A 24,857-nucleotide genomic window follows, 5' to 3' on the forward strand; every position below is an offset into this window, starting at 1 on the left:
ACACGGACGGCATCGTCTCCGCCGCACCCCGACCCAATCACGCCACCTTCCTTCGCCCCGCCCGTTTCATTGGCTCTTTCGCGCCATCACCCTTCGGTGCGCGAAGCTCGCGAGCGGCGAGGCTGACCACCTCGGCGATCTGCTGCAGCTGCGCGGCGAGCGGAGAGGTCTTGCGCCAGACCATGCCGATGGTGCGCGAGGGCTGCGGGTTCTTGAAGCGCGAGACGGTGACGGGCGCGGAGCGCGTCTCGACCGTCACCGCCATCTCGGGGATCAGGGTGACGCCGATGCCGGCGCCGACCATCTGCACCAGCGTCGACAGCGAGCTCGCATCCAGCACCTCGCGCGGCGGCGAGGATTGCATGTTGCAGAACGACAGCGCCTGGTCGCGGAAGCAATGGCCTTCCTCGAGCAGCAACAGCCGCATCTCGCGCAGCATCTCGGCGCTCGGCACCGGCGTCTTGGCGTCCTCGCCCGGCCGCACCAGCAGGAAATTCTCGGAGAACAGCGCGACCTCGGTCAGCGACGGTTCATGCACCGGCAGCGCCACGATCGCGGTGTCGAGCCGGCCCTCGGCGACTTCCTTGATCAGCTTCGGCGTCAGCGTCTCGCGGACATGGATGTCGAGCTCGGGATGCAGCCGCGCCAGGGTCTCGATCACCCGCGGCAGCAGATATGGCGCAATGGTTGGGATCATTCCGACGCGCAGCCGCCCGGCGAGCTTGTCGCGCGAGGCGCGCGCGAAGTCGCCGAGCTCGTCGACCGAGCGCAAGATGTCGCGCACGCGATGCAGCAGGTCCTCGCCGAAGGTCGTCAGGGTGACCTGCCGGGCATTGCGTTCGATCAGCACGCCGCCGACCGCACGTTCCAACTCGCGGATCTGCATCGACAGCGCCGGCTGCGACACCGCGCAGGCATCCGCGGCGCGCCCGAAATGCCCGTGCTGCGCCAGCGCATCGAAATACCTCAGTTGCCGGAGTGTGACATTTATCATCAGATTATCTTATCGACGCGATCACTAAAGTCAATTTCACCTGATGGATTGGGGCGCGTAGAATCATTCTTGGAAGAGCTCCAGCGCATTCCAGAATCCATCACCTCGGAGAAGAAACATGGACGCAAAAACCGACGACGGCGCGGGCAAATGCCCATTCACGGGCGGGCCCCGCGGGCACGCGAATCGCGACTGGTGGCCGGAGACGCTCGACGTTCAGGTGCTGCATCACAATTCCAACCTGTCCGATCCGATGGGCAAGGGCTTCGACTACGCCAAGGAATTCAAGTCCCTCGATCTCAACGCCGTGATCAAGGACCTCACGGCCCTGATGACGACGTCGCAGGAATGGTGGCCGGCCGACTTCGGCCATTACGGTGGCCTGATGATCCGCATGGCCTGGCACTCGGCGGGTACCTATCGTATCACCGACGGCCGTGGCGGCGCCGGTGCCGGTCAGCAGCGTTTCGCCCCGCTCAACAGCTGGCCCGATAACGCCAACCTCGACAAGGCGCGCCGGCTGCTGTGGCCGATCAAGCAGAAATACGGCCGCAAGATCTCCTGGGCCGACCTGATGGTCCTCGCCGGCAACGTCGCGCTGGAATCGATGGGCTTCAAGACGTTCGGGTTTGCCGGTGGCCGCGCCGACGTGTGGGAGCCGGAAGAACTGTACTGGGGTCCGGAAGGCACCTGGCTCGGCGACGAGCGCTACAGCGGCGAGCGCCAGCTCTCCGAGCCGCTCGGCGCGGTGCAGATGGGCCTGATCTACGTCAACCCGGAAGGCCCGAACGGCAATCCGGACCCGGTTGCCGCCGCGAAGGACATCCGCGAGACGTTCTTCCGCATGGCGATGAACGACGAGGAGACGGTTGCGCTGATCGCCGGTGGCCACACCTTCGGCAAGACCCACGGTGCGGGCGATCCGTCGTTGGTCGGTCCGGAGCCGGAAGGTGGCGCGATCGAGGATCAGGGCTTGGGGTGGAAGAGCAAGTTCGGCACCGGCGTCGGCGCTGACGCGATCACCGGCGGTCCCGAGGTGACCTGGACCCAGACCCCGACCAGGTGGAGCAACCACTTCTTCGAGAACCTGTTCAAGTACGAATGGGAGCTGACGAAGAGCCCGGCGGGTGCGAAACAGTGGAAGGCAAAGGGCGCGGACGCCGTGATTCCGGACGCGTTCGATTCGTCGAAGAAGCATGTCCCGACCATGCTGACCACCGACCTGTCGCTGCGCTTCGATCCGGCCTACGAGAAGATCTCGCGCCGGTTCTATGAGCATCCGGATCAGTTCGCGGACGCCTTCGCCCGCGCCTGGTTCAAGCTCACGCACCGCGACATGGGTCCGATCGCGCGCTACCTCGGCCCGCTGGTGCCGAAGGAGACGTTGATCTGGCAGGATCCGGTGCCGGCGCTCGATCACGCTGTGATCGACGACAAGGATATCGAGGCGCTCAAGGCGAAGATAACAGCCTCGGGTCTCTCGGTCTCCGAACTGGTGTCGACTGCCTGGGCTTCGGCCTCCACGTTCCGCGGCTCCGACAAGCGCGGCGGCGCCAACGGCGCGCGCATCCGTCTTGCTCCGCAGAAGGACTGGGATGTCAACGAGCCGGCCCAGCTCAAGGGTGTGCTGTCCAAGCTCGAAGCCATCCAGAAAGAGTTCGGCAAGAAGGTCTCGCTCGCCGATCTGATCGTGCTTGGCGGCGCGGCTGCGATCGAGAAGGCGGCGAAGGACGGCGGCACCATTGTGAAGGTCCCCTTCACGCCGGGCCGCACCGATGCGACGCAGGATCAGACCGACGTCGAATCGTTCGCTCCGCTCGAGCCGCGGGCTGACGGCTTCCGCAACTACATCAGCGGCAAGCATCAGTTCCTGCAGCCCGAGGAGGCATTGGTCGACCGTGCGCAGCTCCTGCGGCTGACCGGACCGGAATTGACGGTCCTCGTCGGCGGCCTGCGCGTGCTCGGCGCCAATGCCAAGAAGTCGAAGCACGGCGTCTTCACCGGCAAGCCGGGGACGCTGACCAACGACTTCTTCCTCAACCTGCTCGACATGGGCACGGTGTGGAGCGATGCCGGCCAGGGCGTCTATGAGGGCCGCGACCGCAAGACCAAGGCGGTGAAGTGGACCGGCACCCGCGTCGACCTGATCTTCGGCTCGCACTCGCAGCTGCGCGCGTTCGCCGAAGTCTACGGCTCGTCGGATGCCAAGGAGCAGTTCGTGAACGACTTCGTCGCGGCCTGGGCCAAGGTGATGAACGCCGATCGCTTCGACCTCGCGAAGTAAGCGACCGGTACGCAACGGCAATCAGGGCGGCGCTTCGGCGCCGCCCTGTTTCATTTCGGGGACGCAATTTGGAAGACGAAAGGCTTTCCGCAGCTTTGCTCAGTCGTGCAGCTTCATGTCCCGGATCATCTCCTCGAACTCCGCCTGCGTCGGAATCGCCGGTGGCGATTGCGCCGCGCTGCTCATCACGATGGGAGCATCGCACTGCAAGGCCCCGCGCGAAGGTTCGAAGATCGCGGTCAGGCTCGCCCAGCACACCAGGAGAGCCACGATCCAGTCCAGTACATTGGATGCCATCATTGCAGCACCAGCATCAGCATTTCCATGCGCTGATGGTGCAGCCTGTGCGACGCTTGCGCAATTCGGAAGCTACGAAACGTGACTTCGGCGTGGCCGAGCGAAGTACCGAAGGCTGGACGCTATCCGGTCCGCGCCCGACGCCCCTCGATCGGATAGGCGGGATCGTTGAAGCCCGGCGTCGAGGGATGGCCGGCGACGACGAGGCGGTCGATCAGGGCTTCGTCCTCGGCGGTGAAGCGATAATCGAGCGCGCGGATGTAATCGTCCCATTGCGCTTCGGTGCGCGGTCCCGCAATGACCGCGCTGACGAACGACGAGTTCAGCACCCACGACACGGCGAACTGTCCGGCGGTGATGCCGTGGCTCTCGGCGTGGCACTTGATTTCCTGCGCGAGCTGCAGCGATTCCGGCCGCCACTCGGTCTGCATCATGCGCTTGTCGTTGCGGCCGGCGCGCGTGTCGGCAGGTGGCGCGGCATCGGGTGCGTATTTGCCGGTCAGCACGCCGCGCGCCAGCGGGCTGTAGGGCACGATGCCGAGGCCGTAATAGGCGCAGGCCGGGAAATGCTCGACCTCCGGCATCCGGTTCATCGCATTGTAATAGGGCTGGCTCGCGACGGGACGGTCGATGCCGAGCCGGTCGCAGATGTTGCAGATCTCGGCGACGCGCCAGGCGCGGTAGTTGGAGACGCCGAAATAGCGCACCTTGCCGGCGCGGATCAGGTCGCCCATCGCGCGCACCGTCTCGTCGAGCGGCGTCGCGTGGTCTTCCTTGTGCAGGTAGTAGACGTCGATGTAGTCGGTGCCGAGCCGCTTCAGGCTTTCGTCTGCGGCCTGGAACACCCAGCGCCGCGACAGCCCGCCATGGTTGGGATCGTCGCCGATCGGGTTGGCGAGCTTGGTCGCGAGCACCCAGTTCGACCGGCTGTTCGAGATCGCGCGTCCCACGACCTCCTCGGACTTGCCGCCATTATAGGCGTCGGCGCTGTCGATGAAGTTGATGCCGGCCTCGCGCGCCTTCGCCACGATCCGCGACGAGGTCGCTTCGTCGGTCGGTCCGCCGAACATCATGGTGCCCAAGCAGATCGGCGAAACCTTCAGGCCGCTGCGGCCGAGCTGGCGATATTGCATCGATCGTTCCTCCGGGGCATTCCGGGATGTCCCGAAGGACCAGACCCGGCACATCGGGATTCCGGGCTCGATGCTGCGCATCGCCCCGGAATGACAGGATCAACTCTCGTTCTTCAGGATCTTGAACACACCATTGGCCATCGCGATGCAGCGCTTGTCGACGGTCACCTCGGCCGTGATGAAGATCAGGCTGCGGGTCGAGCGTACCACGCGCGGCCGCGTCGTCAGGATCTCGCCGATCTTGCCGGCCTCGACGAAATGGGTGTCGAGCTGCACCGTCGCAAGCGTCGGCTTGCCCGAGACGAAGCGCGCGGCCATGCCGCAGGCGCGGTCGGCGAAGGTCATGATCACGCCGCCCTGCACCAGGCCGCGACGGTTGTGGTGCTTGTCTTCGGTGATCAGCGCGAGTTCGACCGCACCGTCCTTCAATCGCTCCCACAACGGGCCGATCAGCGTCAGGAAACCCGTGGTGTCGGCGATCTTCCAGCCGTCGGATTTGAGTTTGTCCGCGGCCTTGGCTGTCATGAGGAGGGATCCCTTGCTTGCAAATGATTGATCGCAGGAGGCATGTCGTTCCGCTCATTTCATCAAACGCTGTTGTGTTGTAGTCAAGCTCCATGGCCCGCACATTTGACGATGCCACCCGGCGGAATATCGCAGAGCTCTGCGCCGCGTTCGCGCGCCTCGCGCCGGCCGATGCCGCGCCGACGCTGAAGCGCGCGGCGGTCGCGATTGCGCTGACTGAAGGTGATGACGGCAACGGCACCGCCTTCCTACTGACCCGCCGCAGCGCGCGCCTGCGCGCCCATAGCGCGCAATGGGCGCTGCCGGGTGGACGCTGCGACGCCGGCGAAACGCAGCCCCAGGCCGCGCTGCGCGAGCTGCACGAGGAGCTTGGGCTGGCGCTGTCCGAACGCGATGTGCTCGGCATGCTCGACGACTATCCGACGCGGTCCGGCTATCTGATCACACCGGTCGTGGTCTGGGCGGGCGCGCATGCGGCGATCGCGCCGAACCCGGACGAGGTTGCGTCCGTCCATCGCATCGGCCTTGAGGCGATCGAGCTCGACGATGCATTCACCTTCGTCACGATCCCGGAGAGCGCGCGGCGCGTGATCCGCTTCCGGCTCGGCGGCCAGCAGATCCATGCGCCGACCGCCGCGCTGATCTATCAGTTCCGTGAGGTGCTCGCCGGCCGCAACACCCGCGTCGCCGATCTCGAGCAGCCGGTGTTCGCATGGAAGTAGGCCGCAACGATGCGGCTATTTGTGACGCCGCTTGCGGGCGTTCATCTTCGTTACCTTCTCTTGCGCAACAGGCGGATGCGTTGCGCTCTCGGGTTCCGGCGGCGCCCACGACACATTCTCGTAACAGGAGAACCGTGAGCGCGTATCCGGAAACGATCCGCAATCCGGACGCTCGGCGTGCGCAGGTGTGGCGAGCGTCAGCGCGGCGGCGGCGAGCCAGAGTGCCATTCTCATCGCAATCTCCACGGCGTTTCACCGGAGAACACCGCATTGTGGCGAAAATTCTGGACCTGATCGCGGCATCCGGCCGCTTGCGCTCCGGACATTTCCGGGCTGACTTCGCGGCGGCGCTTGCTACAACGAGGCCATGCGCCCGCAATTGATTCGCCTCGTTCCTGGATTTGTCGCGCTCGCGCTCGCCGCCAGCGCGCCGTCTGTATTGGCCGGCGAGGCCGATACGTTGCCGCCGTCCGTCGCCAATGCGATGGCGCAGGCCTCGCCGCAGGCGATCATGGAATATCGCCGCAAGCTGCAGGAATACGAGGAGGCGCGAGCCGCCTTCGAGCAGGACGCCAGCGCCTATTGGAGCGCGATCGCCGACAAGCGGCGTGGCCGCAACGCCAAGCGCCGCGACCGCGTGCAGATTTCGCTGGACGATTACGTGCTGCAGCAGCCGCCGGTCTATGAGGGCCCGAAGCGGCCGGTCAACCCGGCGCCGGAAGAAGAGGGCGGCAAGCCGCCGCGTCCGCCCAAAACCATTCCGGTGGTCTCGGATCTGGTGAGGGCGGCGGCCGAACAATTCCAGTTCACGCCGCAGCGGCCGTCGAGCGAGGTCGAGTTCAAGCGCGCCTATGCCCGCTACGCGCGAGCGGCGGGGCTGACGCCGGAGCAGGCGGTGCGGGTCTATTCGTTCGAGACCGGCGGCACCGGCAATTACGACGTGCAGGCCGGCATCGAGCACGGCGGCAAGCGCGCCATCTCCACCGCGATGGGCTACAACCAGTTGCTCACCACCAACACCGTCGAGCTCCTGGCCGAGCAGGGCCATGAATTCGTGCGGGATCTGACCGCGCGGGTGGCGGCGACACAGGGGCCGGCGCGCAAGGCGATGGAGCACAAGCTCGCGGTGCTGAAGAAGATGGTTGCGTTCACGCTGACCGTGCCCGACGACTGGTCGGCGCATCAGCGCCTGGCCGATACGCCGCAGGGCTGGGCGTGTCACGCCATGGTGCTCGACATCGATATCGGCCCGATGCTGCAGACCCACAAGCTGCTGACCTCGGTGATCTTCGCGCGCAACAAGGGCTACACCAGGCCGCTGACCGCGGCCGAGCTCGAGATGATGAACCTGACCGGCGACGGCACCGGGCTCGACATGGTGACCATGCCGCAGGCGATGCGCGAGCAGGTGCCGACCACGAATTTCTTCCAGCGCTCCGGCTACGAACGCAATCCGGTCGCGATCCGTCACAACACCGTGGCCAAGCTGCTCGCCATCACCAACGAGCGAATGGATTCCAACAGCAACAAGCCCGGCGCGAGGGAATTGGCCGCGGCGTTCTGAGGTCTATCGAAGACATCAGAGCATTGTCGGTTCTGATTGAATCAGAACCGAAGCTCTAGACCTTCTCTCGACGCGTTTTCTTCACGTGAACCGGCGTCCACTTCGCTCGAAAACGCTCTAATTCGAGCCGAACATGAACTTGCCGTCGCCCTCGAGATAGGGCCCGGAGCGCATGTAGAGCTGGCCGTTGTGGCCGATGAAGAACAGCGTCCCCTTCGGCACCTTCTTGGCGCCCTTCAGCAGTGTGTTGGCATTGCTGGTCCCCATCTTGTAGGCCCAGGTCTTGCCGTCCTTGTCATAGGCGTAGCCCATGTCGGTCTTCAGCTCCCAGGGAGCAGCCTCCTGCGCGAATGCGCATGTCGTCAGCGCCGCAAGCGCCGCAGTCGCAATAAAGGTCTTGGTCAAAAAATGCGTCATGATCCACCTCCGGCCGAGAAAAACGGCGTCGTCCCCACGTTCTTGAACAAATCACGAACGGCATTTGCGCGTCAATACGACAATCGGCGCGACCGCTATCGTCCATCAGCGACTTTGTGATTTCCCGCATCAAGCTTGGCGACTATCTTCGCGTTACCGTTTACAAACGCTTCGATTGCCGGAAACACTACCTGGGGATGATCGGGATGAACCACGTCATGAAGATCGGTATCGGTGTCGCTCTGTCGTTCATGGCGCTGGCGTCAGTCGCGCAGGCGGACCAGTTCAAGCTCTCCAACAACCAGCGGATCTCCTGCAGCCGCGGCCTGTCGGCCGGCAAGCTCAACACGTCGACCTGTAAGTCCTATGCCTATCTGTTCAACGCCAAGACCTCCGAATATTTCCGCTGCCAGGTCTCGCTGGCGCTGACGCGGGACAACAAGGAAGTCATCAACGTGCAGGCCGACGGCGGCTGCACCAAGAAGCCGCGCATCTTCGAGACCGATGGCAATTACACGTTCGACGCCACCGAGACCGAGCCGCCGAACACCAATTCGTTCTTCGGTCCGGGCGGCTATGCGATCTGGGCCAGCGATACCAACACCCAGAAGATCCGCGGCTGCATCACCATCTCGTCCGGTCTCGGCTCCGACATCTCGAAATGCCTCGACATGACGTTTCAGTGACGGCTGTGCGTGATGCGCAAGCTGCGCCCGGCCCCGCTGTGCCGCTCCTGGCTGTTTCTCGAAGGCGCCAACGAGGCGGTCCTGCAAGGCGCGGCCGCCAGCGGCGCCGACGTGCTGATCCACGAGCTCGAGGACTTCACCCCGCCGCCGCTGCGCCCGAAGGCGCGGGCGCTGGCGGCCGAGCTCTACGCGGCCTGGCGCAACCACGGCGTGGTGGTCGCTGTCCGCGTCAATCCGTTGGACCAGGACGGCATGGACGATCTTGCCGCCGTGATGCGCGGCCATCCTGACATCGTCGCGCTGCCGAAGGTCGCCGAGCCGCACCATGTCGCGAGACTCGACGAGGCGGTGACACGGTTCGAGCGCGACTATGGCATCGCCGAGGGATCAACGTCGCTGTTACCGAACATCGAGTTCGCGCGCGGCCTGGTGCAGACCGGCGCGATCGCTGTGGCGAGCCGGCGTACCATCGGTTGCCTGATGGCCGCTGAAGACCTCGCCGCCGATCTCGGCGCCGAGCGCGGCAGCGATGGCCTGGAGCTCGCTTATGCGCGCCAGCGCTTCATCGTCGAATGTCGCGCCGCCAATGTCGTCGCGGTCGATTGTCCCTACACCTGGAGCGACGCTGCGGGCGTCGAACGCGACACGATCTGGGCCCGACGGCTGGGTTACACCGCAAAGAGCCTGGTCGATCCTGCGCATGCCGTCATCGTCAACGGCGTGCTCACGCCGAGCGTGGATGAGTTGCGCCAGGCGGCCAGGATCGTAGCTGCGTTCGAAGCGGCGCGGGCACAGGGCCTCGGGCGTGTCGAACTTGACGGCTCGCTGCTGGAAGTCCCGACCTATTCCAACGCAAAGCGCCTGATCGCGCGGGGCGAGGCGCTGCGCGCGATCGATCACAACGGTCAAGCCTGACCGGAGGCCATGCCTCAGGACGCCGGCTGTTTCTCCGAGAAGTGCATGCGCGAGCGGGCGAACTTCTTGACGCCCATCGGCTTGCCGAACAGGTAGCCCTGGACCTGATCGAAATCCATCTCGTGCGCGGCAAGAAAGTCCGCGCGCGTCTCGACCCCCTGCGCAATAACCTGCGCGCCGGCGTCGTGTGCGAGCTCGACGATACGCCGGCACACTGTCTGCTTGAGGCGCTGATCCGCGCATCCAGTGACGTATTGATGGTCGACCTTCAGCTGGACGAACGGAAAGTTCGGCAATCCCAGCAAGGATGGCCAGTTCGCGCCGACATTGTCGATCGAGATGCCGATATTGTGCAGGCGAACGCGCCGGGCGACATCGATCGCCAAATCGAGATTGTCGACCACCTCGGCGCTGTCGATCTCGATCAGCAGGCCGGCGAAGGCGGCATGATCCGGAATCCGGTAACAAAGCTCGCGCACCGCAGCATCGTCGGCGAGAAACGAGATCGGCAGGTTGATCGAGAGATCGACCGGTCCGATCTGTTCGAGCAGATAGCGCCAGTCTTCGATGGCGCGCGCGATCACGAACTCGGACAGCGCATGAAAATGCGGATCGCTTTCGTCGGGGATGAAGTAGGCAGGCGGCACGACGCCCCATGCGGGATGGCGCATCCGGATCAGCGCCTCGGCGCCGCTCGGAACCAATGTCCGGAGATGAATTTTCTGCTGATACCACAGCTCAAGCCAGCCGGCCTTCAGCGCTTCGGGCACATCCACTGCCGGGCTCGGTGCGGGCTCGAGCGGCATCAATGACGCAAGACTGTCACGAAGGGTTCCGGCGCTGAACGGGGTGGAGAGGGCCGGCAGCATGGCGATACCGTACTCATCGCCGATCTGCCGGACCGCTTTCACGATGATGGAGTCCGGTTGGCCGATGACAAGGACCTTGCCGCCGTAGTCCTTTCTCACCAAAGTCTCGAGAATTTTACTGACTTCGATGCCGTCCACGGACACGCCGAGCACCAGAAGATCGGGCCGTTCCGCGTCCAGCACGGTGTCGAGTTCCAGGGCCTGGCCGCATTCGCTGGTGATGAAGCCGAGGTCTTCCAGCGCCTCTGCGAGGAAGGTCCGAAGGTGTTTTTTGCTGTCCGCAATGCATGCGCGTGGGGTCAGCTTGCGATGTCCGAACCAGCCGGCTCGCGTTTGTCCGATGTGACTGATGTGGTTCATGCCCCGCCTTATCCGTAATTACCCCGGCCTGACTCGTACATCCATGAGCGGCGGCAATCATGGAAATTTCTGGTTCATACATTGATTGGTTCGCTAACCTTAAAGGATTCAATTCGACTCAAATGATCCCGGAATCGCCGCGTCTTGTCGCGGTTACAGGCGCAACAAATGCGTCATCTGGCGTTCATGAGAGCAATTGTGTCTGACTTTGCACCGCACCGGAAACATTGCGCGCGTGTGTCATCGCGAGACGACGTTAATGACTGTGGTGTCGGGTCGATGCCGATGCGGAATTGCACCATTGTCGGACATCAAATCGAGTTGCCGCCGCGCACCAACCGCGAATCAGATCATCCGTTCTGCGATGCCAATGCAGTCCTGCGTGATGTCGTCGTTGCCGTTCGCAACGTCTCCGGCATCAACGCGCAGTAGCCGATCAGCCCGGCACAAGCGACGGCCGCAAGGAACAGAAATGCGGCGCTGTAGCCCGCGTGGACGATGACGAAGCCGCCACAACAAAGATCGGCTCGCGGTCCCAGGCGTCGACCTTGCGTCCGACCAGCATCGTGACCGGCCCCGTCACCAGCTGCGCCGCAATGATGCAGGTCGACATCAGCAACGTCCCAAGGTTGCGATTGACCAATGCGAGCTTCTGTCCGACCGATGGCAGCATCGCCGCATTGGCAAAATGACAGATCACGGTCGAGACCGAGAAGATCAACAGCGGCTTGCAGGTCAGCCGCACGCGAAAGCCGGATCGCCGGTCATGTAACGTGCCACGATCCCGGCGATCGCCGTGATCGACATCACCGACCCGATCGAGGCCTCGTCCCACCTCCGTTCGGTCAGAAGATAGATCGCCAGATAAGGGCCGAGCCCGTCCCGCACGTCGGCGAGGAAGAAGTTCAACGCGTCAAGCGCGCGCTCAACAGGCGTCCCGGACGGCTGCAAGTGATACCTCGCGGCGAGATTGCGCATCTCAACCCGGCGGCGCGCGCAGAGTTCCCGTGCAGGTAAAGTGGTGCTGCTAGCAGGGATTTCGGCCCTGCATGCGTCATTTGGATGGGTTGACCCGGCAGGGGCGTGCGGCCAATTTCCGGCCCGGCTTAGGGGAGAATAATACTCATGAATTCAAGGTTGATGGCTGCCGCGATCGTGGCCGCCAGTGTTTTGTCCGCGCCTGTCGCACAGGCCCAGCAGTTCATTAACGTGCTCACCGGCGGCACCTCGGGCGTCTACTATCCGCTCGGCGTCGCGATCGGGAAGATCTACGGCGACAAGATCCCCGATGTGAAGACCCAGGTGCAGGCGACCAAGGCCTCGGTGGAGAACCTTGTGCTGCTGCAGCAGGGCAGGGGCGAGATCGCCTTCACGCTCGGCGATTCGCTGAAGGCCGCCTGGGAAGGCGACGCCGAGGCCGGCTTCAAGAACAAGCTCGACAAGCTGCGCACCATCGGCGCGATCTATCCGAACTACATCCAGATCGTCGCCACCGCCGAAAGCGGCATCAAGACGCTCGCCGATCTCAAGGGCAAGAGCCTGTCGGTCGGCGCGCCGAAATCCGGCACCGAGCTCAACTCGCGCGCGATCCTCGCGGCCGCCGGCATGAGCTACAAGGATCTCGGCAAGGTCGAGTATCTGCCGTTCGCCGAATCGGTCGACCTGATGAAGAACCGCCAGCTCAACGCCACGCTGCAGTCCGCCGGCCTCGGCGTCGCCTCGCTGAAGGACCTCTCGACCTCCAGCGACATCACCGTGGTCGCCGTGCCGAAGGAGACCGTCGACAAGATCGGCCCGCCCTTCGTCTCCGTGATCATTCCGGCCAACACCTATACCGGCCAGGACAAGGACGTGCCGACCGCTGCCGTTGTGAACTACCTCGTCACCTCGAGCGCGGTGTCGGACGATCTGGCCTATCAGATGACCAAGCTGATCTACGAATCGCTGCCGGAGCTCGCCAATGCCCACGCCGCGGGCAAGGAGATCAAGCTGGCGGCCGCCGCGACCGGCAGCCCGGTGCCGCTGCATCCCGGCGCGATCCGCTATTACAAGGAAAAGGGCCTGATCAAGTAGGAGAGGGCCGGACTAACCACCGTCATTGCGAGGAGCAAAGCGACGAAGCAATCCATCTCTCAACGCGCCGAGGGATGGATTGCTTCGCTTCGCTCGCAATGACGGCGGCCCGATTTTTCCCGGTTTCGGGACAGAAGCCAGGTGGCTATAAGCGTCGCGGGCACGGCGGGGGACTAATCATATGCAGCAGCAGGTTGCGGGCGAGCAGCCCATCAAGGTTGAGTTCGACAATTTCGAACATGGTTTTCCGGAAGGTTTCGGTCCGGGCGCCTGGGGGCATCTGGCCTATGCCATCGGTCTCGCCTTTGCGGTGTTCCAGCTCTATGTCGCGGCCTTCAATTATTTGCCGAGCCAGGTGGTGCGCGGCGTCCATGTCGGCTTCCTGATCCTCCTGACCTTCGGCCTGATCGGCAATTTCACCGCCAGGACCGATTTCGGCCGCGCGGTGAGCTGGATCGTCGGCGCCGCCGGCTTCCTCTGCGGGCTCTATCAGTGGATCTTCTATGCCGACCTGATCGCCCGCGACGGCGATCCGACCAACATGGACCTTGCGGTCGGCACGCTGCTCGCGACCCTGATCTTCGAGGGCACGCGGCGGCTGATGGGGGCGGCGCTGCCGCTGATGTGCGGTGCCTGTCTGCTCTACTGGTTCTTCGGACAATATCTGCCGTCGCCGTTCAACCATCGCGGCTATGACTTCGACCAGATCGTCACCCATCTCTCATTCGGCACCGAAGGCTTCTATGGTGTGCCGATCTATGTCTCGGCAACCTACATCTTCCTGTTCATCCTGTTCGGCTCATTCCTGGAACGTGCCGGCATGATCCAGCTGTTCACCGACGTCTCGCTCGGCCTGTTCGGCCGCACCCGCGGCGGACCGGCCAAGGTCGCGGTGTTCGCCTCGGGCATGATGGGCACGATCTCAGGCTCCGGCGTCGCCAACGTCGTCACCGTCGGCCAGTTCACGATTCCCTTGATGATCAAGTTCGGCTATCGCCGCGCGTTCGCCGCCGGTGTCGAGGCCACCGCCTCGATGGGCGGCCAGATCATGCCGCCGGTGATGGGCGCGGTCGCCTTCATCATGGCCGAGACGCTTGGCGTTCCCTATTCGGAGATCGTCAAGGCCGCCGTGATTCCGGCGATCCTGTATTTCGCCTCGGCGTTCTGGATGGTGCATCTGGAAGCCGGCAAGCATGGCCTCGTCGGCATGAAGCGCTCCGAGATCCCGAGCGCCTGGAAGGCGCTGGTCGCCCGCTGGTATCTCGTCTTGCCGCTCGCGGCGCTGGTCTACATGCTGTTCGAGGGCTTCACGCCGCTCTATGCCGGCAGTATGGGGCTCGCGTTGACGGTCGCGCTGATCCTCGGCGCCAGCATCACGCTCGGCTTCTCCAACACCGTCGTGCGCTACATCTTCTGGATCGGCCTCGCGCTGGTGGTTGCCGCGGTCTCGCGCCACGGGCTCGAGATCGTTCCGGTCGCCAGCGTCGTCGCAGGATTGATCGTGATCGCGGCGATCACCCGCGGTGGCCGCGCCACGCTCCGAGCCTGCCGTGACTCGCTCGCCGACAGCGCCAAGTCGGCGCTGACCGTCGGCATGGCCTGCGCCATCGTCGGCACCATCATCGGCATGATGACGCAGACCGGCGTCGGCACCATCTTCGGCAGCTGGATCATCGGGCTCGGCGCCAAGAGCCTGTTCCTGGCGCTGATCATGACCATGCTGCTGTCGATCCTGCTCGGCACCGGCATCCCGACGATCCCGACCTACATCATCACCGCGGCGCTCGCCGCACCTGCGCTGGCCAAGCTCGGCGTGCCGCTGATCGCAAGCCACATGTTTGCGTTCTACTACGGCATCATGGCCGACCTCTCGCCGCCGGTCGCGCTGGCGGCACTGGCGGCGGCACCGATCGCCAAGGAGAATCCGGACAAGATCGGCTGGGAGGCGATGCGGATCGCGCTTGCCGGCTACGTCATTCCCTTCATCTTCGTCTATTCGCCGGCGCTGATGCTGCAAGGCAATGATCCGACGGCTGCGCAACTCGGGTTCTATGGGGCGGTGGCGCTGGCGACCTTCAAGGCGCTGGTGGCGATCGGGTTGTTCGGCATCGTCGCGATCGGCTTCCTGTTTACGCGGCTGACCTTGATCGAGATCGTGGTCGCCTTCGGCGCCGCGCTCTGCCTGCTCGGCGATTTCCAGTTCTCGGACACGGCGGGATTCACGCTCGCGGCCGCTGTCGTGCTTTGGCAATGGCGGCAGCGTCCGCGCAACGCGGTGGCGGCGGCTTGAGCCTCTGCCTTGCATCCGCGGGTGTCGTGAAGACGCTGTCGATCGCAGCCTTCACGCTGGCCTGGACGCATTCGATCGAGAAGACCGCCTGGCAGGAAGACTGGCTGGTCACGCCGGCCGGCCTGACGCTGCAGCAGGCGCGCATCAAGGGCACTGGCGCCGGCATGGAGCCGCCGCCGGAAGCGCGCCTCACTGGCGGTTGGTTTCAATGGTCGCCGCCGCCGGTGCCCAGGCCCGAGGTCGTGCTAGGCAATTCCGGCGCCGCGGGTGAATGGCACCTGTGCAATGCGGGAAGCTGCCAGACGCTATCGGAGATTTTCGGACATCCGATCGGTGCTAATGTCACGACGATGAGTGTGTGTCGCGATCCGTAGCCCGGATGGAGCGAAGCGTAATCCGGGGCCAGTGTTCCCGGATTTCGCTTCGCTCCATCCGGGCTACAATGACAACAACAAGCGGGAGAACGAACGATGGACCGGCTCAAGGGCAAGGTTGCGATGGTGGTCGGCGCGGGCTCGATCGGGCCCGGCTGGGGCAATGGCAAGGCGACCGCCGTCACCTTCGCGCGCGAGGGCGCCAGCGTGTTCTGCGTCGATCGCAACGGTGCGGCGGCCGAGGAGACGGTCAAGATCATCACCGGCGAAGGCGGCAAGGCGGCCGCATTCACCGCCGATGTCTCGCGCGCCAGCGAGGTCGAGGCGATGATCGCGGCCTGCCTGAAGACCTATGGCCGCATCGACGTGCTCGACAACAATGTCGGCATCGCTGAGGTCGGCAGCGTGGTGGAAGTCGCGGAAGCCGACTGGGACCGCGTCTTCGCGGTCAACCTCAAGAGCGCCTATCTCTCGATGAAGCACGTCATTCCGGTCATGATCAAGCAGGGCGGCGGCTCGATCATCAACATCTCGTCGATCGCCTCGATCCGCCATGTCGGCATTTCCTATGTCAGCTACAATGCGAGCAAGGCGGCGATGAACCAGATGACGCGCTCGACCGCGGTCGAGTTCGCCTCCAAGCATGTGCGCGTCAACGCGATCCTGCCGGGATTGATGAAGACGCCGATGGTCGAACATTCGGCGGGGCTGGCGCAGAGCTACGCCAAGGGCGATGTGGAGGCGATGTGGCGCGCCCGCGACGCGCAGGTGCCGATGGGGCACATGGGCGACGCCTGGGACGTCGCCAATGCCGCGCTGTTCCTGGCGTCGGACGAATCGAAATATGTCACCGGCATCGAGCTCGTGGTCGACGGCGGCATCACCTCGAAGTCGGGTGCTTGAGAGGTCGCTGAAGGAACTACGCCTCGACGCTGAGCTCGGCGCGGTCGAGCTCCTCCTCGACCAGATGGAATGCGTCGTCGCCGATGGTCTCGGTGCGGCGTAACCTCGAAGTCGGGTGCTTGAGAGGTCGCTGAAGGAACTACGCCTCGACGCTGAGCTCGGCGCGGTCGAGCTCCTCCTCGACCAGATGGAATGCGTCGTCGCCGATGGTCTCGGTGCGGCGTAGATTGAGCAGCGCCTGACGCGCGGCCGCGATGGCGCGGCGGCGTATCGGATCCGACGGGAGCTCGCGCGAGGTCAGGCCACCGTCGGGGTCGTTCTCGGCATGCATGAGCACGGCGCGATATTCGAGCCGGAGGATCTCGGCTTCTTCCGACGGGTCGGCGTCGATCTCCTCGAGCGCTGCGCGAAAGACCACGCCGCGGGCATGGGCCGCCTCGCGCCCGACCGGATCGTCGTCATCGAAATTCAACGCCAGGATCAGCGGCCGCAGGGTCAGCCCCTGGATCACGAGCGAACCCAGCACCACGGCAAACGCCGTCAGCTGGATCAGATCGCGATATGGAAAATACTCGGGCAGCGCGAACGCGGCCGCCAGCGTAACGATGCCGCGCATGCCGCACCACGACACGATGAAGCCGCGCTTCAGGGTCGGCACTGCCTCCACCACATGGGTGGGCAGCCAATTGCGCGCCTTCAGCGTGCGCAGCAGCGCGCCGTAGGGCATCACCCAGAGGATGCGGGCAAGGATCACGACGGCGAGGATCGCGGCGGCAAAGCTGCAATATTTCCAGCGCACCTCGTCGTCGAGCTCCGACCAGATCGGGCGCAATTGCAGGCCGATCAGCATGAAGGCGAGCACGTTGAGCACGAACACGACGGTCTCCCACACCGCATAGGACGACACGCGCAGCCGCGCCGAGGTGCGGGCCGGCGCGGTGCGGGCGATGGTGATCGCATAGGCGATGATGGTGAGGATACCGGACAGCCCGAGGTGCTCGGCGACGATCCACACCATGAAGGTGCCGCCGAATTGCGTGATGATCGCGCTCGGCGCCTCGGTGATGCGGCGGGTGATCATCATCCATACCCGTGCGAACAGGTATCCGGCGGCGAGGCTGCCGACCAGCGCGACCGTGATCGACGGCACGAATTCGCGGATCTTCATGTGCTCGGCGGCGACCAGGCCGACCGCGACGCGATAGATCAACAGCGAAGTGGCATCGTTGAGCAGGCTTTCGCCTTCGAGGATCTTCTGGATCCGGTAGGGCAGGTTGACCTGGCGCAGGATCGCGGTGGCCGCGGCCGCGTCGGGCGGGGCCACGATGGCACCGAGCGCGATCGCGACCGGCCAGGGCATGTCCGGGCGCAGCCAGTGCGCGACCACCGCGACGGCCGCCGTCGTGACGCCGACCGCGACCACCACCAGCGTCGAGACCGGCAGCCAGTTGTTGCGGAGATCGCGCAGCGAGGTGTCGTAGGCGGCATCGAGCAGCACTGGTGCGACGAACAGCGCCAGCGCCAGTTTCGGTTCCAGGGCCCAGGTCGGGGCCCATGGCAGCAGGGTCAGCAGCACGCCGCCGAGCGCAAGAAAGGTCGGGTAAGGCACCTTGATCCGCCGGGCCAGCGCCGACAGCGCCACCGCCGCGAGCAACAAGCCGATGATCCATTCGAATGTCAGCACGCGAACCCCCAAGTACGGCTCCAAGTGCAGCCGATCGTCGCAATTGACGTATAATCCAGCGTGTGGTTTTGCGGCAAATGGCGCGCTGCCGGACATCAGAGGTCGGTGGTGCGGGCGCGGGAGAGGGATGTCTTGTCGGCGATCGGGATGCGACGCAACTCTGCGAATCTTGCCTTCAATCTGGCTCTGGCGCTGCTGTGCGCTTGCCTGTCAGGCGCGCTGACATCAGGCGTTGCGCGCGCGGCCAGCAGCGAGCCCGGCAAGGATGTGCAGGCCGATGCCGGACCCTGCATCGCTGCGGCTGCGGCAACGGATGACGACAAGACCGTCGATGCCTGCGGCGCGCTGATCGACAATGAGAAGGCGGCCAAGCCGGATCGAATCAGGGCGCTGATGGCGCGCGCGAGCGCCTATGACCGCAAGCAGATGATCGACCGCGCGATCGCGGATTATGACACCGTGCTCCGGCTCGATCCATCGCTTGCCGACGCCCACAATGCGCGCGGCGAGCTGTGGCGCCGCAAGGGTGACCGGCCGAAGGCGATCATGGATTTCGGCGCCGCCGTCAAGCTCAACCCCGATCACGCCGCCGCCAAGGCCAACTACAAGTCGTTGTCGCTGGAGCTCGAGAGGATCGGCGCCATGATGGCGGTGGCAGGCAAGCCGAGCTTCGATTGCCGCAAGGCGCGCCGGCCGGTGGAGAAGGCGATCTGCGCCAATCCGGCGCTCGCCGATCTCGATCGCGAGATCGGCGCATCGACTTTCCGCACGGTGCGCGAGGCGCAGGACCCGCGCCAGGCGCGCGAGCTGCAGCGCGCGCAGGATCAGTTCGTCGCCCGCCGCAACGCGGAATTCGGCAAGCCGGACTATGACCTGCAAAAGGCGATGCGCGAGCGGTTGCGGCAGATCAACGGGGTCGACGGCTACTAGTGCTAACGTCGGTAAGTTTACGGCTTGAATTATCGGCCGCGCCCATGACAATGACCGCCAAAGAGAGCCAACCATCCATATCCGTCATGCTCGACACGACGATGGAGGCGAGGGAGAAGCGCAATGAACGTCCAGCAGCAGAGCCGGTATCATGAGGTGTATGCCCGCTCGCTTCGAGACCCCGAGGGTTTTTGGGCGGAAGCGGCGCGCGAGATCGACTGGATCGAGCCGGCGAAGAAAGTCTTCGATCCGTCCATGGGCGCCTATGGACGCTGGTTCGCCGGCGCCGTGGTCAACACCTGCTACAATGCGCTGGATCGCCATGTCGCCGGCGGCCGCGCCGGCCAGGTCGCTCTGATCCACGATTCCCCGCTCACCAACTCGATCACCAAATTCACCTATTCCGAGCTTCTGACGGAGGTGCAGACGCTGGCCGCGGTCATGCAGGATTTCGGCGTGGCCAAGGGCGATCGCGTCATCCTCTATATGCCGATGGTGCCGGAGGCTGTCGTCGCGATGCTCGCCTGCGCGCGGATCGGCGCGGTGCACAGCGTGGTGTTCGGCGGCTTCGCGGCCAAGGAGCTCGCGACCCGCATCGACGACGCCAAGCCGAAGCTGATCTTCTCGGCGAGCTGTGGCATCGAGCCCGGGCGTATCGTGCAGTACAAGCCGCTGCTCGACGAAGCGATCCGCCTCGCCGGCGCCAAGCCCGACACCTGCATCATCCTGCAGCGGCCGCAGCAGGCCTGCGAGCTCACCGCGGGCCGCGACCACGACTGGGCGACGCTGCGCCGCGCTGCGTTCGACGCCGGCAAGGCCGCGCCCTGCGTGCCGGTCGCCGCGACCGATCCGCTCTACATCCTCTACACGTCGGGCACGACCGGAATCCCGAAGGGCGTGGTGCGCGACAATGGCGGGCATCTGGTGGCGCTGAAATGGTCGATGCACAATCTCTACGGCGTGAAGCCCGGCGAGATCTGGTGGTGCGGCTCCGACATCGGCTGGGTGGTTGGCCACTCCTACATCGTCTATGGCCCGCTGATCCACGGCGCGACCACGATCATGTATGAGGGCAAGCCGGTCGGTACGCCGGATGCCGGCGCGTTCTGGCGCGTGATCAGCGAGCACAAGGCGGTCGCCTTTTTCACGGCGCCGACCGCATTCCGTGCGATCAAGAAGGAAGACCCCGAGGGCAAGCTGCTGAGGAGCTACGACCTGTCGCGCTTCCGCACGCTGTTCCTCGCCGGTGAGCGCGCCGATCCGCCGACGGTGGAGTGGGCGGAGCAGCAGCTCAAGGTGCCGGTGATCGATCACTGGTGGCAGACCGAGACCGGCTGGTGCATTGCCGGCAATCCGGTGGGGCTCGGCCAGTTGCCGGTCAAGCACGGCTCGCCGACGGTGCCGATGCCGGGCTATCAGGTCGACATCGTCGACGAGGCGGCGAAGCCGGTGCCCGCGGGCACCATGGGCTCGATCGTGATCAAGCTGCCGATGCCGCCGGCCTGCCTGCCGACGCTGTGGCAGCAGGACGATCGCTTCAGGGACGCCTATCTCTCGGAATTCCCCGGCTACTACAAGACCTCGGACGCCGGCTATAAGGATGGGGACGGCTATGTCTGGGTGATGGGCCGCACCGACGACATCATCAATGTCGCCGGCCACCGGCTCTCCACCGGCGGCATGGAGGAGATCCTCGCCTCGCATCCCGATGTCGCCGAATGCGCGGTGCTCGGCGTCAAGGATGCGATCAAGGGCGAGGTGCCGTGCGGCTTCCTGGTGCTGAAGGCCGGCGTCACCAAGACACCGGATCAGGTCGAGAAGGAGGTCGTGGCGCTGGTGCGCGAGAAGCTCGGGCCGGTCGCCGCGTTCAAGCTCGCGATCACCGTGGCGCGGCTGCCGAAGACCCGCTCCGGTAAGATCCTGCGTGGCACCATCAAGAAGATCGCCGACGACGAGCCCTGGACCATGCCCGCGACGATCGAGGATCCCAAGGTGCTCGACGAAATCGGCGAGGCGCTGAAGGGCAAGGCGTAGCTCTTGTCGCCTCGCCCCGCCTGCGGGGAGAGGCCGGATCGCATGGTAATGCGATCCGGGTGAGGGGGAGTCTCCGCACACTCGCTGCATTCATTTTGTGGAGGCGGCCCCTCACCCCAACCCTCTCCCCGCAAGGGCGGGGCGAGGGAGCGCTGGCACTTCCCGCGCCTGAGGTCGCCACGCGCGGAACAAGACCTGCGCATTCGGAAGCAAAATGGCCTTGATTTTGATGGATTGCCGGGTCATCCCGGCCTTCCCTGTCATACGCCACGAGATACGGACCACCGGATGCGATCCATTTCCGCACGCGCGCCTCTCGCTTTGCTGCTCGCACTGCCGCTGCTGGCAGGCTGCCTTGAGCGCGGCCGATCACCGATCGCGGAGAGCATGGGCGACGACGATCAGTACTGCCAGGCTGGCGGCAAGGTCGCGGTCGGCTCGCCCGAATATGTCGCATGCCGCAAGGATCGCGACGTCCAGCGCCAGAATGCCGAAGCCCGCACCGATCGGCGGCAACGCGATCTCGGCGAATACATGATGAACAATCCGGACCGCCACTAGGCGCCATGGTCACCGCCCGTCCGGCGAGGTATGCGTGGTCGGCCGCCGGACCGAATTCCGTCAAGATATCGGCTCGCCGCATGCGATCACGAGCGGCTGTTTTGGATGAGACCTGGTCCTGTGCTTGTGGAAGGCGAGCTCGCGTTGGAGCGTGACAGGATCGGAGAGCTCGACGGGCTGCGCGCGATCGCGCTGCTGATCGTCGTCATCTGGCACTATTTCGGCGCGCCGGACGGTCCGCAGGGCTGGCCGTGGAAACTGCTGCATGTCGGCCGCTTCGGCGTCGACCTGTTCTTCATTCTGTCCGGCTATCTCATCACGGATATTCTGCTGCGCCACCGGGCGGCCGAACGGTATTACTCAGCCTTCTACGGCAGGCGCGCGTTTCGCATCTGGCCGCTCTACTACCTGATGTGCGGTTGCGCGGCGGTCGGGTGGTATTTTTCGCTAAGCCCTGATCTGTTCGACACCAGGGGCGTGCCCGGCTGGCTGTACCTGTTCGGCTTGCAGAACTTCGGCATGGCCAAGGCGCAGACCGACGGCGCTTTCTGGCTGGCCGTAACCTGGTCGCTCGCGATCGAGGAGCAGTTTTATCTGCTGTTTCCGTTGCTGGTGCGGAACATCCCGACCGAGCGGCTGTTCGCGATCCTGCTCGTGCCGATCCTGATCTGCCCGATCGGGCGCCTGATCGATAGCGCGCTGCCGGACGCTTACGGCTGGTACGTGCTGCCGCAATTCAGGATCGATTCGCTTGCGATCGGCGCGCTGATCGCCTGGTGGCGCCTCTATCGCAAGCCGGATGCCGAGGTCTCCAGACGCGTCGCCGCCATCCTCAAATGGTCGAGCATGTCGCTTCCCCTGCTGTGGCTGTTCGGGTGGAAGCGCTGGTCGGTGGCGTTCTCGCATACACAGGTCGAGATCTTCTTCGGTTCTCTGCTGTTCGTCGTTCTGGAAAATCGCGGCTCGCCAAAACTCGCACTGCTGCGCAGTTCGGTCGCGAACTTCTTCGCCAAGACGTCCTACGCGGCGTATCTCACCCACCACGTCATCGTGTACCTGCTGTTCGCCGTACTGCATCAACCGAGAACGGTCGAGAGCCTCGCCGGCCTCTCGCTGACCTTCAGCGCGCTCGCGCTGACGTTCGCCCTGTGCGCCCTGAGTTATCGTTATTTCGAACGTCCGCTGCTCGACTTCGCCCACCGGCGCTTCTCGTTCGGGTAAGCGAAGGCGGGCCGCCAGCGCGTCTCTTGCGGGATCAAGGCTCCGCATGCCCCAAACAAAAACGCGGCGGGTTGCCCTGCCGCGTTTCGTAGTCCGGTCCTCGAGAAACGCAGCCGGCGGCTACTCCTCGTCGTCGGCCTTCTTGCCGCCGATCGTCTTCAGCTTGGCGAACACGGCATCGACATTGAGATCGTCGTGCCGCTCGATCGGCTGATCGTCCAGCTCGTCCTTGCGCGTGGTCTCGGAGGCCGGCAGCAGCGTGGCGCCGCCGTAGACGGTCGTGGTCGGCTTCTCCTTGGCGGCGCGCTGCACCTCGAAATCGAGCTCGATCTGCGAGCAAAGGCCGAGCGTCACCGGGTCCATCGGGGTCAGGGTCGAGGCGTTCCAGTGGGTGCGGTCGCGCACGCTGGCGATCGTGGTCTTGGTCGTGCCGACCAGACGCATGATCTGGGCGTCCTTCAGCTCGGGGTGGTTGCGCACCAGCCAGAGGATCGCGCTCGGCCGCTCATGGCGGCGCGACACCGGGGTGTAGCGCGGGCCCTTCTTCTTGGCGGCGGTCGGCAGCACCACCTTGCTCTCCTGGAGCCTGAGGCGGTAATTCTGGTCCCGCTCGCCGCGCTCGATCTCCTCGCGGGTCAGCTGGCCGTTGGAAATCGGGTCCATGCCCTTGATGCCCTGGGCGGCGTCGCCGTCGGCGATGGCACGCACCTCCAGGGGGTGCATTTTGGTGAAATCGGCCACCTGATCGAACGTCAGGGCGGTATTATCGACCAACCACACGGCAGTCGCCTTCGGCATCAGCGGTGCGTTGCTCATGGCAAATCTCCTTTGTGCTTCGCCCACCTCTGTAGAGGCGAAGCTGGTAGTCATCGGCGATGACGGGAATTATAGGGCCTATATAAGCCCTCCGGGGGGAATGGCGCAATGGGCCAGCAAAATCGCCTTGACAGCGCCCGAAAGCAGTCCCAAGTCCTTATCCTAACTGGCCGTTCCCCGCCCGCCGGCGAGGGGTGATTCGGTCCCGAGATTGCCCCGAGACAGCCTGATGTCAGCGAAAAAACCCGATCTTAGAATCGTGCTTTGTTCCCCCCGCGGCTTTTGCGCCGGGGTGGTCCGCGCCATCGATACGGTCGAACGCGCGCTCACTATTTATGGTGCCCCGGTCTATGTCCGGCACGAAATCGTCCATAACAAGTATGTGGTCGACAGCCTGAAGACCAAAGGTGCCATTTTCGTCGAGGAATTGGCCGAAATCCCCGACGATACCAATGCGCCGGTGGTGTTTTCGGCCCATGGCGTTCCCAAGTCGGTTCCGGCCGAGGCCAAATCCCGCAATTTCTTCTCGCTGGACGCGACCTGCCCGCTGGTGACCAAGGTCCACCGCGAAGCGGCGATCCATTTCAAGCGCGGCCGCGAGATCCTCCTGATCGGGCACTCCCATCACCCCGAGGTGGTCGGCACCCTGGGCCAGCTCCCGGTCGGCGCCGTGACCCTGATCGAGACCGCCGAGGATGCAAAGACCTTCGTGCCGAAGGACCCCAACAACCTCGCTTTCGTGACCCAGACCACGCTGTCGATCGACGACACCGCGGAGATCGTGGCGTTGCTCAAGCAGCGCTTCCCGAACGTCAACGGTCCGCACAAGGAAGACATCTGCTACGCCACCACCAACCGCCAGCTGGCGGTCAAGAAGGTGGCGCCGGTTGTCGATGCCCTGATCGTGGTCGGCGCGCCGAACTCGTCGAACTCGCAGCGCCTGCGCGAGGTCGCCGAGCGCGAGGGCTGCCCCATTGCCGTGCTTGCACAACGTGCCAGCGACATCGACTGGAGCAGGTTCGAAGGCATCACGAGCCTCGGCATCACCGCGGGCGCCTCGGCGCCGGAAGTGATCGTCGAGGAGATCATGGGCGCCTTCGCCGAGCGCTTCGAGCTTCACGTGGAGACGGTCTCGGCCGCGGAAGAGAACGAGTTCTTCCCGCTGCCGCGTTCGCTGCGGCCCGACGCTGCCGCCGCGGAATAGA

The 24,857-nt window shown here is 64.6% G+C and carries 24 protein-coding genes and 1 pseudogene; 15 read left to right on the forward strand and 10 right to left on the reverse strand.

Translation table 11 applies throughout. The features are described 5' to 3' along the window. Positions 1–37: 37 nt before the first annotated feature. Positions 38–994 (reverse strand): hydrogen peroxide-inducible genes activator, encoded by a 957-nt coding sequence (locus tag AAFG13_RS31110; protein ID WP_212314152.1) that lies wholly within the window; start codon positions 992–994, stop codon positions 38–40. Between the two features lie 118 nt (positions 995–1,112). Between AAFG13_RS31110 and katG the strand changes: the two genes are divergently transcribed. Beyond that, complete coding sequence (gene katG, locus AAFG13_RS31115; protein ID WP_212314149.1) at positions 1,113–3,278, forward strand: catalase/peroxidase HPI; 2,166 nt, start codon at positions 1,113–1,115, stop codon at positions 3,276–3,278. 99 nt (positions 3,279–3,377) lie between these two features. Here katG and AAFG13_RS31120 read toward each other — a convergent pair whose 3' ends face one another. From AAFG13_RS31120 to AAFG13_RS31130, 3 genes are all read right to left on the reverse strand, one after another. After that, positions 3,378–3,578 (reverse strand): hypothetical protein, encoded by a 201-nt coding sequence (locus AAFG13_RS31120; RefSeq protein WP_212314148.1) that lies wholly within the window; start codon positions 3,576–3,578, stop codon positions 3,378–3,380. Between the two features lie 119 nt (positions 3,579–3,697). Beyond that, positions 3,698–4,708, reverse strand: a complete 1,011-nt coding sequence (locus AAFG13_RS31125; RefSeq protein WP_342709172.1) for an aldo/keto reductase — start codon at positions 4,706–4,708, stop codon at positions 3,698–3,700. Between the two features lie 99 nt (positions 4,709–4,807). Then, positions 4,808–5,233 carry a PaaI family thioesterase gene (locus tag AAFG13_RS31130; RefSeq protein WP_342709173.1) on the reverse strand — a complete coding sequence of 142 codons (426 nt, stop codon included), beginning with the start codon at positions 5,231–5,233 and terminating at the stop codon, positions 4,808–4,810. Between the two features lie 92 nt (positions 5,234–5,325). Here AAFG13_RS31130 and AAFG13_RS31135 point away from each other — a divergent pair, with 92 nt between their 5' ends. Then, entirely contained in the window at positions 5,326–5,955 is a 630-nt protein-coding gene (locus AAFG13_RS31135) for a CoA pyrophosphatase (RefSeq protein ID WP_342709174.1), read from the forward strand. Between the two features lie 15 nt (positions 5,956–5,970). Here AAFG13_RS31135 and AAFG13_RS31140 read toward each other — a convergent pair whose 3' ends face one another. Then, complete coding sequence (locus AAFG13_RS31140) at positions 5,971–6,189, reverse strand: hypothetical protein (protein ID WP_342709176.1); 219 nt, start codon at positions 6,187–6,189, stop codon at positions 5,971–5,973. A gap of 133 nt (positions 6,190–6,322) precedes the next feature. Between AAFG13_RS31140 and AAFG13_RS31145 the strand changes: the two genes are divergently transcribed. Further along, positions 6,323–7,519, forward strand: coding sequence for a hypothetical protein (locus AAFG13_RS31145; RefSeq protein WP_342709177.1), 1,197 nt, complete (start codon positions 6,323–6,325; stop codon positions 7,517–7,519). A 117-nt stretch (positions 7,520–7,636) separates the two neighbouring features. On the opposite strand, the gene AAFG13_RS31150 is transcribed toward AAFG13_RS31145, so the two are convergent. Next, on the reverse strand, positions 7,637–7,936 hold the full coding sequence (locus AAFG13_RS31150) for a hypothetical protein (RefSeq protein WP_212314144.1): 300 nt from the start codon (positions 7,934–7,936) through the stop codon (positions 7,637–7,639). Positions 7,937–8,142: 206 nt separating this feature from the next. Here AAFG13_RS31150 and AAFG13_RS31155 point away from each other — a divergent pair, with 206 nt between their 5' ends. Next, positions 8,143–8,622 (forward strand): hypothetical protein, encoded by a 480-nt coding sequence (locus tag AAFG13_RS31155; RefSeq protein WP_212314143.1) that lies wholly within the window; start codon positions 8,143–8,145, stop codon positions 8,620–8,622. A gap of 12 nt (positions 8,623–8,634) precedes the next feature. Next, positions 8,635–9,537: a CoA ester lyase gene (locus AAFG13_RS31160; RefSeq protein WP_342709178.1), complete on the forward strand. Its 903-nt coding sequence runs from the start codon at positions 8,635–8,637 to the stop codon at positions 9,535–9,537. Positions 9,538–9,551: 14 nt separating this feature from the next. Here the strand turns inward: AAFG13_RS31160 and AAFG13_RS31165 are convergent, their stop codons facing one another. Then, positions 9,552–10,766: an EAL domain-containing response regulator gene (locus AAFG13_RS31165; protein WP_212314141.1), complete on the reverse strand. Its 1,215-nt coding sequence runs from the start codon at positions 10,764–10,766 to the stop codon at positions 9,552–9,554. A 168-nt stretch (positions 10,767–10,934) separates the two neighbouring features. Here AAFG13_RS31165 and AAFG13_RS31170 point away from each other — a divergent pair, with 168 nt between their 5' ends. Next, positions 10,935–11,198 (forward strand): hypothetical protein, encoded by a 264-nt coding sequence (locus AAFG13_RS31170; protein ID WP_342713578.1) that lies wholly within the window; start codon positions 10,935–10,937, stop codon positions 11,196–11,198. On the opposite strand, the pseudogene AAFG13_RS31175 reads toward AAFG13_RS31170, so the two are convergent. Further along, positions 11,117–11,744: pseudogene (locus AAFG13_RS31175) on the reverse strand (hypothetical protein). The gene AAFG13_RS31170 and the pseudogene AAFG13_RS31175 overlap by 82 nt on opposite strands. 147 nt (positions 11,745–11,891) lie before the next feature. Between AAFG13_RS31175 and AAFG13_RS31180 the strand changes: the two are divergent. From AAFG13_RS31180 to AAFG13_RS31195, 4 genes are all read left to right on the forward strand, one after another. After that, the gene (locus AAFG13_RS31180) at positions 11,892–12,839 is read left to right on the forward strand and encodes a TAXI family TRAP transporter solute-binding subunit (RefSeq protein WP_342709179.1); all 948 of its coding nucleotides are present in this window, start codon (positions 11,892–11,894) and stop codon (positions 12,837–12,839) included. Between the two features lie 181 nt (positions 12,840–13,020). After that, entirely contained in the window at positions 13,021–15,129 is a 2,109-nt protein-coding gene (locus tag AAFG13_RS31185) for a TRAP transporter permease (RefSeq protein ID WP_342709180.1), read from the forward strand. Further along, positions 15,090–15,503: a DUF1850 domain-containing protein gene (locus tag AAFG13_RS31190; RefSeq protein ID WP_342709181.1), complete on the forward strand. Its 414-nt coding sequence runs from the start codon at positions 15,090–15,092 to the stop codon at positions 15,501–15,503. Before AAFG13_RS31185 ends, AAFG13_RS31190 begins: the two co-directional genes overlap by 40 nt. Positions 15,504–15,599: 96 nt before the next feature. Further along, positions 15,600–16,406: a glucose 1-dehydrogenase gene (locus AAFG13_RS31195; protein WP_212314133.1), complete on the forward strand. Its 807-nt coding sequence runs from the start codon at positions 15,600–15,602 to the stop codon at positions 16,404–16,406. 139 nt (positions 16,407–16,545) lie between these two features. On the opposite strand, the gene AAFG13_RS31200 is transcribed toward AAFG13_RS31195, so the two are convergent. Then, positions 16,546–18,090: a sodium:proton antiporter gene (locus tag AAFG13_RS31200; RefSeq protein WP_342709182.1), complete on the reverse strand. Its 1,545-nt coding sequence runs from the start codon at positions 18,088–18,090 to the stop codon at positions 16,546–16,548. 147 nt (positions 18,091–18,237) lie between these two features. On the opposite strand from AAFG13_RS31200, the gene AAFG13_RS31205 reads away from it, so the two are divergent. The 4 genes from AAFG13_RS31205 (at position 18,238) to AAFG13_RS31220 (ending at position 22,836) form a co-directional block, all read left to right on the forward strand. After that, entirely contained in the window at positions 18,238–19,020 is a 783-nt protein-coding gene (locus AAFG13_RS31205; protein WP_212314128.1) for a hypothetical protein, read from the forward strand. Between the two features lie 123 nt (positions 19,021–19,143). Further along, a complete protein-coding gene (locus AAFG13_RS31210; RefSeq protein ID WP_212314126.1) occupies positions 19,144–21,054 on the forward strand; it encodes a propionyl-CoA synthetase in 1,911 nt (636 codons plus the stop codon). A gap of 288 nt (positions 21,055–21,342) precedes the next feature. After that, positions 21,343–21,615, forward strand: a complete 273-nt coding sequence (locus tag AAFG13_RS31215) for a hypothetical protein (RefSeq protein WP_194458312.1) — start codon at positions 21,343–21,345, stop codon at positions 21,613–21,615. Positions 21,616–21,720: 105 nt separating this feature from the next. Then, positions 21,721–22,836 (forward strand): acyltransferase, encoded by a 1,116-nt coding sequence (locus AAFG13_RS31220; protein WP_342709183.1) that lies wholly within the window; start codon positions 21,721–21,723, stop codon positions 22,834–22,836. 120 nt (positions 22,837–22,956) lie between these two features. On the opposite strand, the gene AAFG13_RS31225 is transcribed toward AAFG13_RS31220, so the two are convergent. Beyond that, a complete protein-coding gene (locus AAFG13_RS31225; protein ID WP_050405544.1) occupies positions 22,957–23,652 on the reverse strand; it encodes a cell cycle transcriptional regulator TrcR in 696 nt (231 codons plus the stop codon). A 229-nt stretch (positions 23,653–23,881) separates the two neighbouring features. Here AAFG13_RS31225 and ispH point away from each other — a divergent pair, with 229 nt between their 5' ends. Then, positions 23,882–24,856: a 4-hydroxy-3-methylbut-2-enyl diphosphate reductase gene (ispH, locus tag AAFG13_RS31230; protein ID WP_092118785.1), complete on the forward strand. Its 975-nt coding sequence runs from the start codon at positions 23,882–23,884 to the stop codon at positions 24,854–24,856. The last annotated feature ends 1 nt before the right edge of the window (position 24,857 follow it).

Origin of the sequence: Bradyrhizobium sp. B124 (assembly GCF_038967635.1) — a bacterium.
GTDB lineage: Bacteria > Pseudomonadota > Alphaproteobacteria > Rhizobiales > Xanthobacteraceae > Bradyrhizobium.

Bases quoted from the DNA above. Each gene is read 5' to 3' on its own strand.
- AAFG13_RS31220 (WP_342709183.1), top strand. From the start codon at position 21,721: ATGAGACCTGGTCCTGTGCTTGTGGAAGGCGAGCTCGCGTTGGAGCGT.
- AAFG13_RS31135 (WP_342709174.1), top strand. From the start codon at position 5,326: ATGGCCCGCACATTTGACGATGCCACCCGGCGGAATATCGCAGAGCTC.
- AAFG13_RS31155 (WP_212314143.1), top strand. From the start codon at position 8,143: ATGAACCACGTCATGAAGATCGGTATCGGTGTCGCTCTGTCGTTCATG.
- AAFG13_RS31185 (WP_342709180.1), top strand. From the start codon at position 13,021: ATGCAGCAGCAGGTTGCGGGCGAGCAGCCCATCAAGGTTGAGTTCGAC.
- AAFG13_RS31140 (WP_342709176.1), bottom strand. From the start codon at position 6,189: ATGAGAATGGCACTCTGGCTCGCCGCCGCCGCGCTGACGCTCGCCACA.
- AAFG13_RS31215 (WP_194458312.1), top strand. From the start codon at position 21,343: ATGCGATCCATTTCCGCACGCGCGCCTCTCGCTTTGCTGCTCGCACTG.
- AAFG13_RS31125 (WP_342709172.1), bottom strand. From the start codon at position 4,708: ATGCAATATCGCCAGCTCGGCCGCAGCGGCCTGAAGGTTTCGCCGATC.
- AAFG13_RS31160 (WP_342709178.1), top strand. From the start codon at position 8,635: ATGCGCAAGCTGCGCCCGGCCCCGCTGTGCCGCTCCTGGCTGTTTCTC.
- AAFG13_RS31225 (WP_050405544.1), bottom strand. From the start codon at position 23,652: ATGAGCAACGCACCGCTGATGCCGAAGGCGACTGCCGTGTGGTTGGTC.
- AAFG13_RS31120 (WP_212314148.1), bottom strand. From the start codon at position 3,578: ATGATGGCATCCAATGTACTGGACTGGATCGTGGCTCTCCTGGTGTGC.
- AAFG13_RS31130 (WP_342709173.1), bottom strand. From the start codon at position 5,233: ATGACAGCCAAGGCCGCGGACAAACTCAAATCCGACGGCTGGAAGATC.
- AAFG13_RS31210 (WP_212314126.1), top strand. From the start codon at position 19,144: ATGAACGTCCAGCAGCAGAGCCGGTATCATGAGGTGTATGCCCGCTCG.
- AAFG13_RS31110 (WP_212314152.1), bottom strand. From the start codon at position 994: ATGATAAATGTCACACTCCGGCAACTGAGGTATTTCGATGCGCTGGCG.
- AAFG13_RS31145 (WP_342709177.1), top strand. From the start codon at position 6,323: ATGCGCCCGCAATTGATTCGCCTCGTTCCTGGATTTGTCGCGCTCGCG.
- AAFG13_RS31150 (WP_212314144.1), bottom strand. From the start codon at position 7,936: ATGACGCATTTTTTGACCAAGACCTTTATTGCGACTGCGGCGCTTGCG.
- AAFG13_RS31195 (WP_212314133.1), top strand. From the start codon at position 15,600: ATGGACCGGCTCAAGGGCAAGGTTGCGATGGTGGTCGGCGCGGGCTCG.
- AAFG13_RS31180 (WP_342709179.1), top strand. From the start codon at position 11,892: ATGAATTCAAGGTTGATGGCTGCCGCGATCGTGGCCGCCAGTGTTTTG.
- AAFG13_RS31170 (WP_342713578.1), top strand. From the start codon at position 10,935: ATGCGTCATCTGGCGTTCATGAGAGCAATTGTGTCTGACTTTGCACCG.
- AAFG13_RS31165 (WP_212314141.1), bottom strand. From the start codon at position 10,766: ATGAACCACATCAGTCACATCGGACAAACGCGAGCCGGCTGGTTCGGA.
- katG (WP_212314149.1), top strand. From the start codon at position 1,113: ATGGACGCAAAAACCGACGACGGCGCGGGCAAATGCCCATTCACGGGC.
- AAFG13_RS31190 (WP_342709181.1), top strand. From the start codon at position 15,090: ATGGCGGCAGCGTCCGCGCAACGCGGTGGCGGCGGCTTGAGCCTCTGC.
- ispH (WP_092118785.1), top strand. From the start codon at position 23,882: ATGTCAGCGAAAAAACCCGATCTTAGAATCGTGCTTTGTTCCCCCCGC.
- AAFG13_RS31205 (WP_212314128.1), top strand. From the start codon at position 18,238: ATGCGACGCAACTCTGCGAATCTTGCCTTCAATCTGGCTCTGGCGCTG.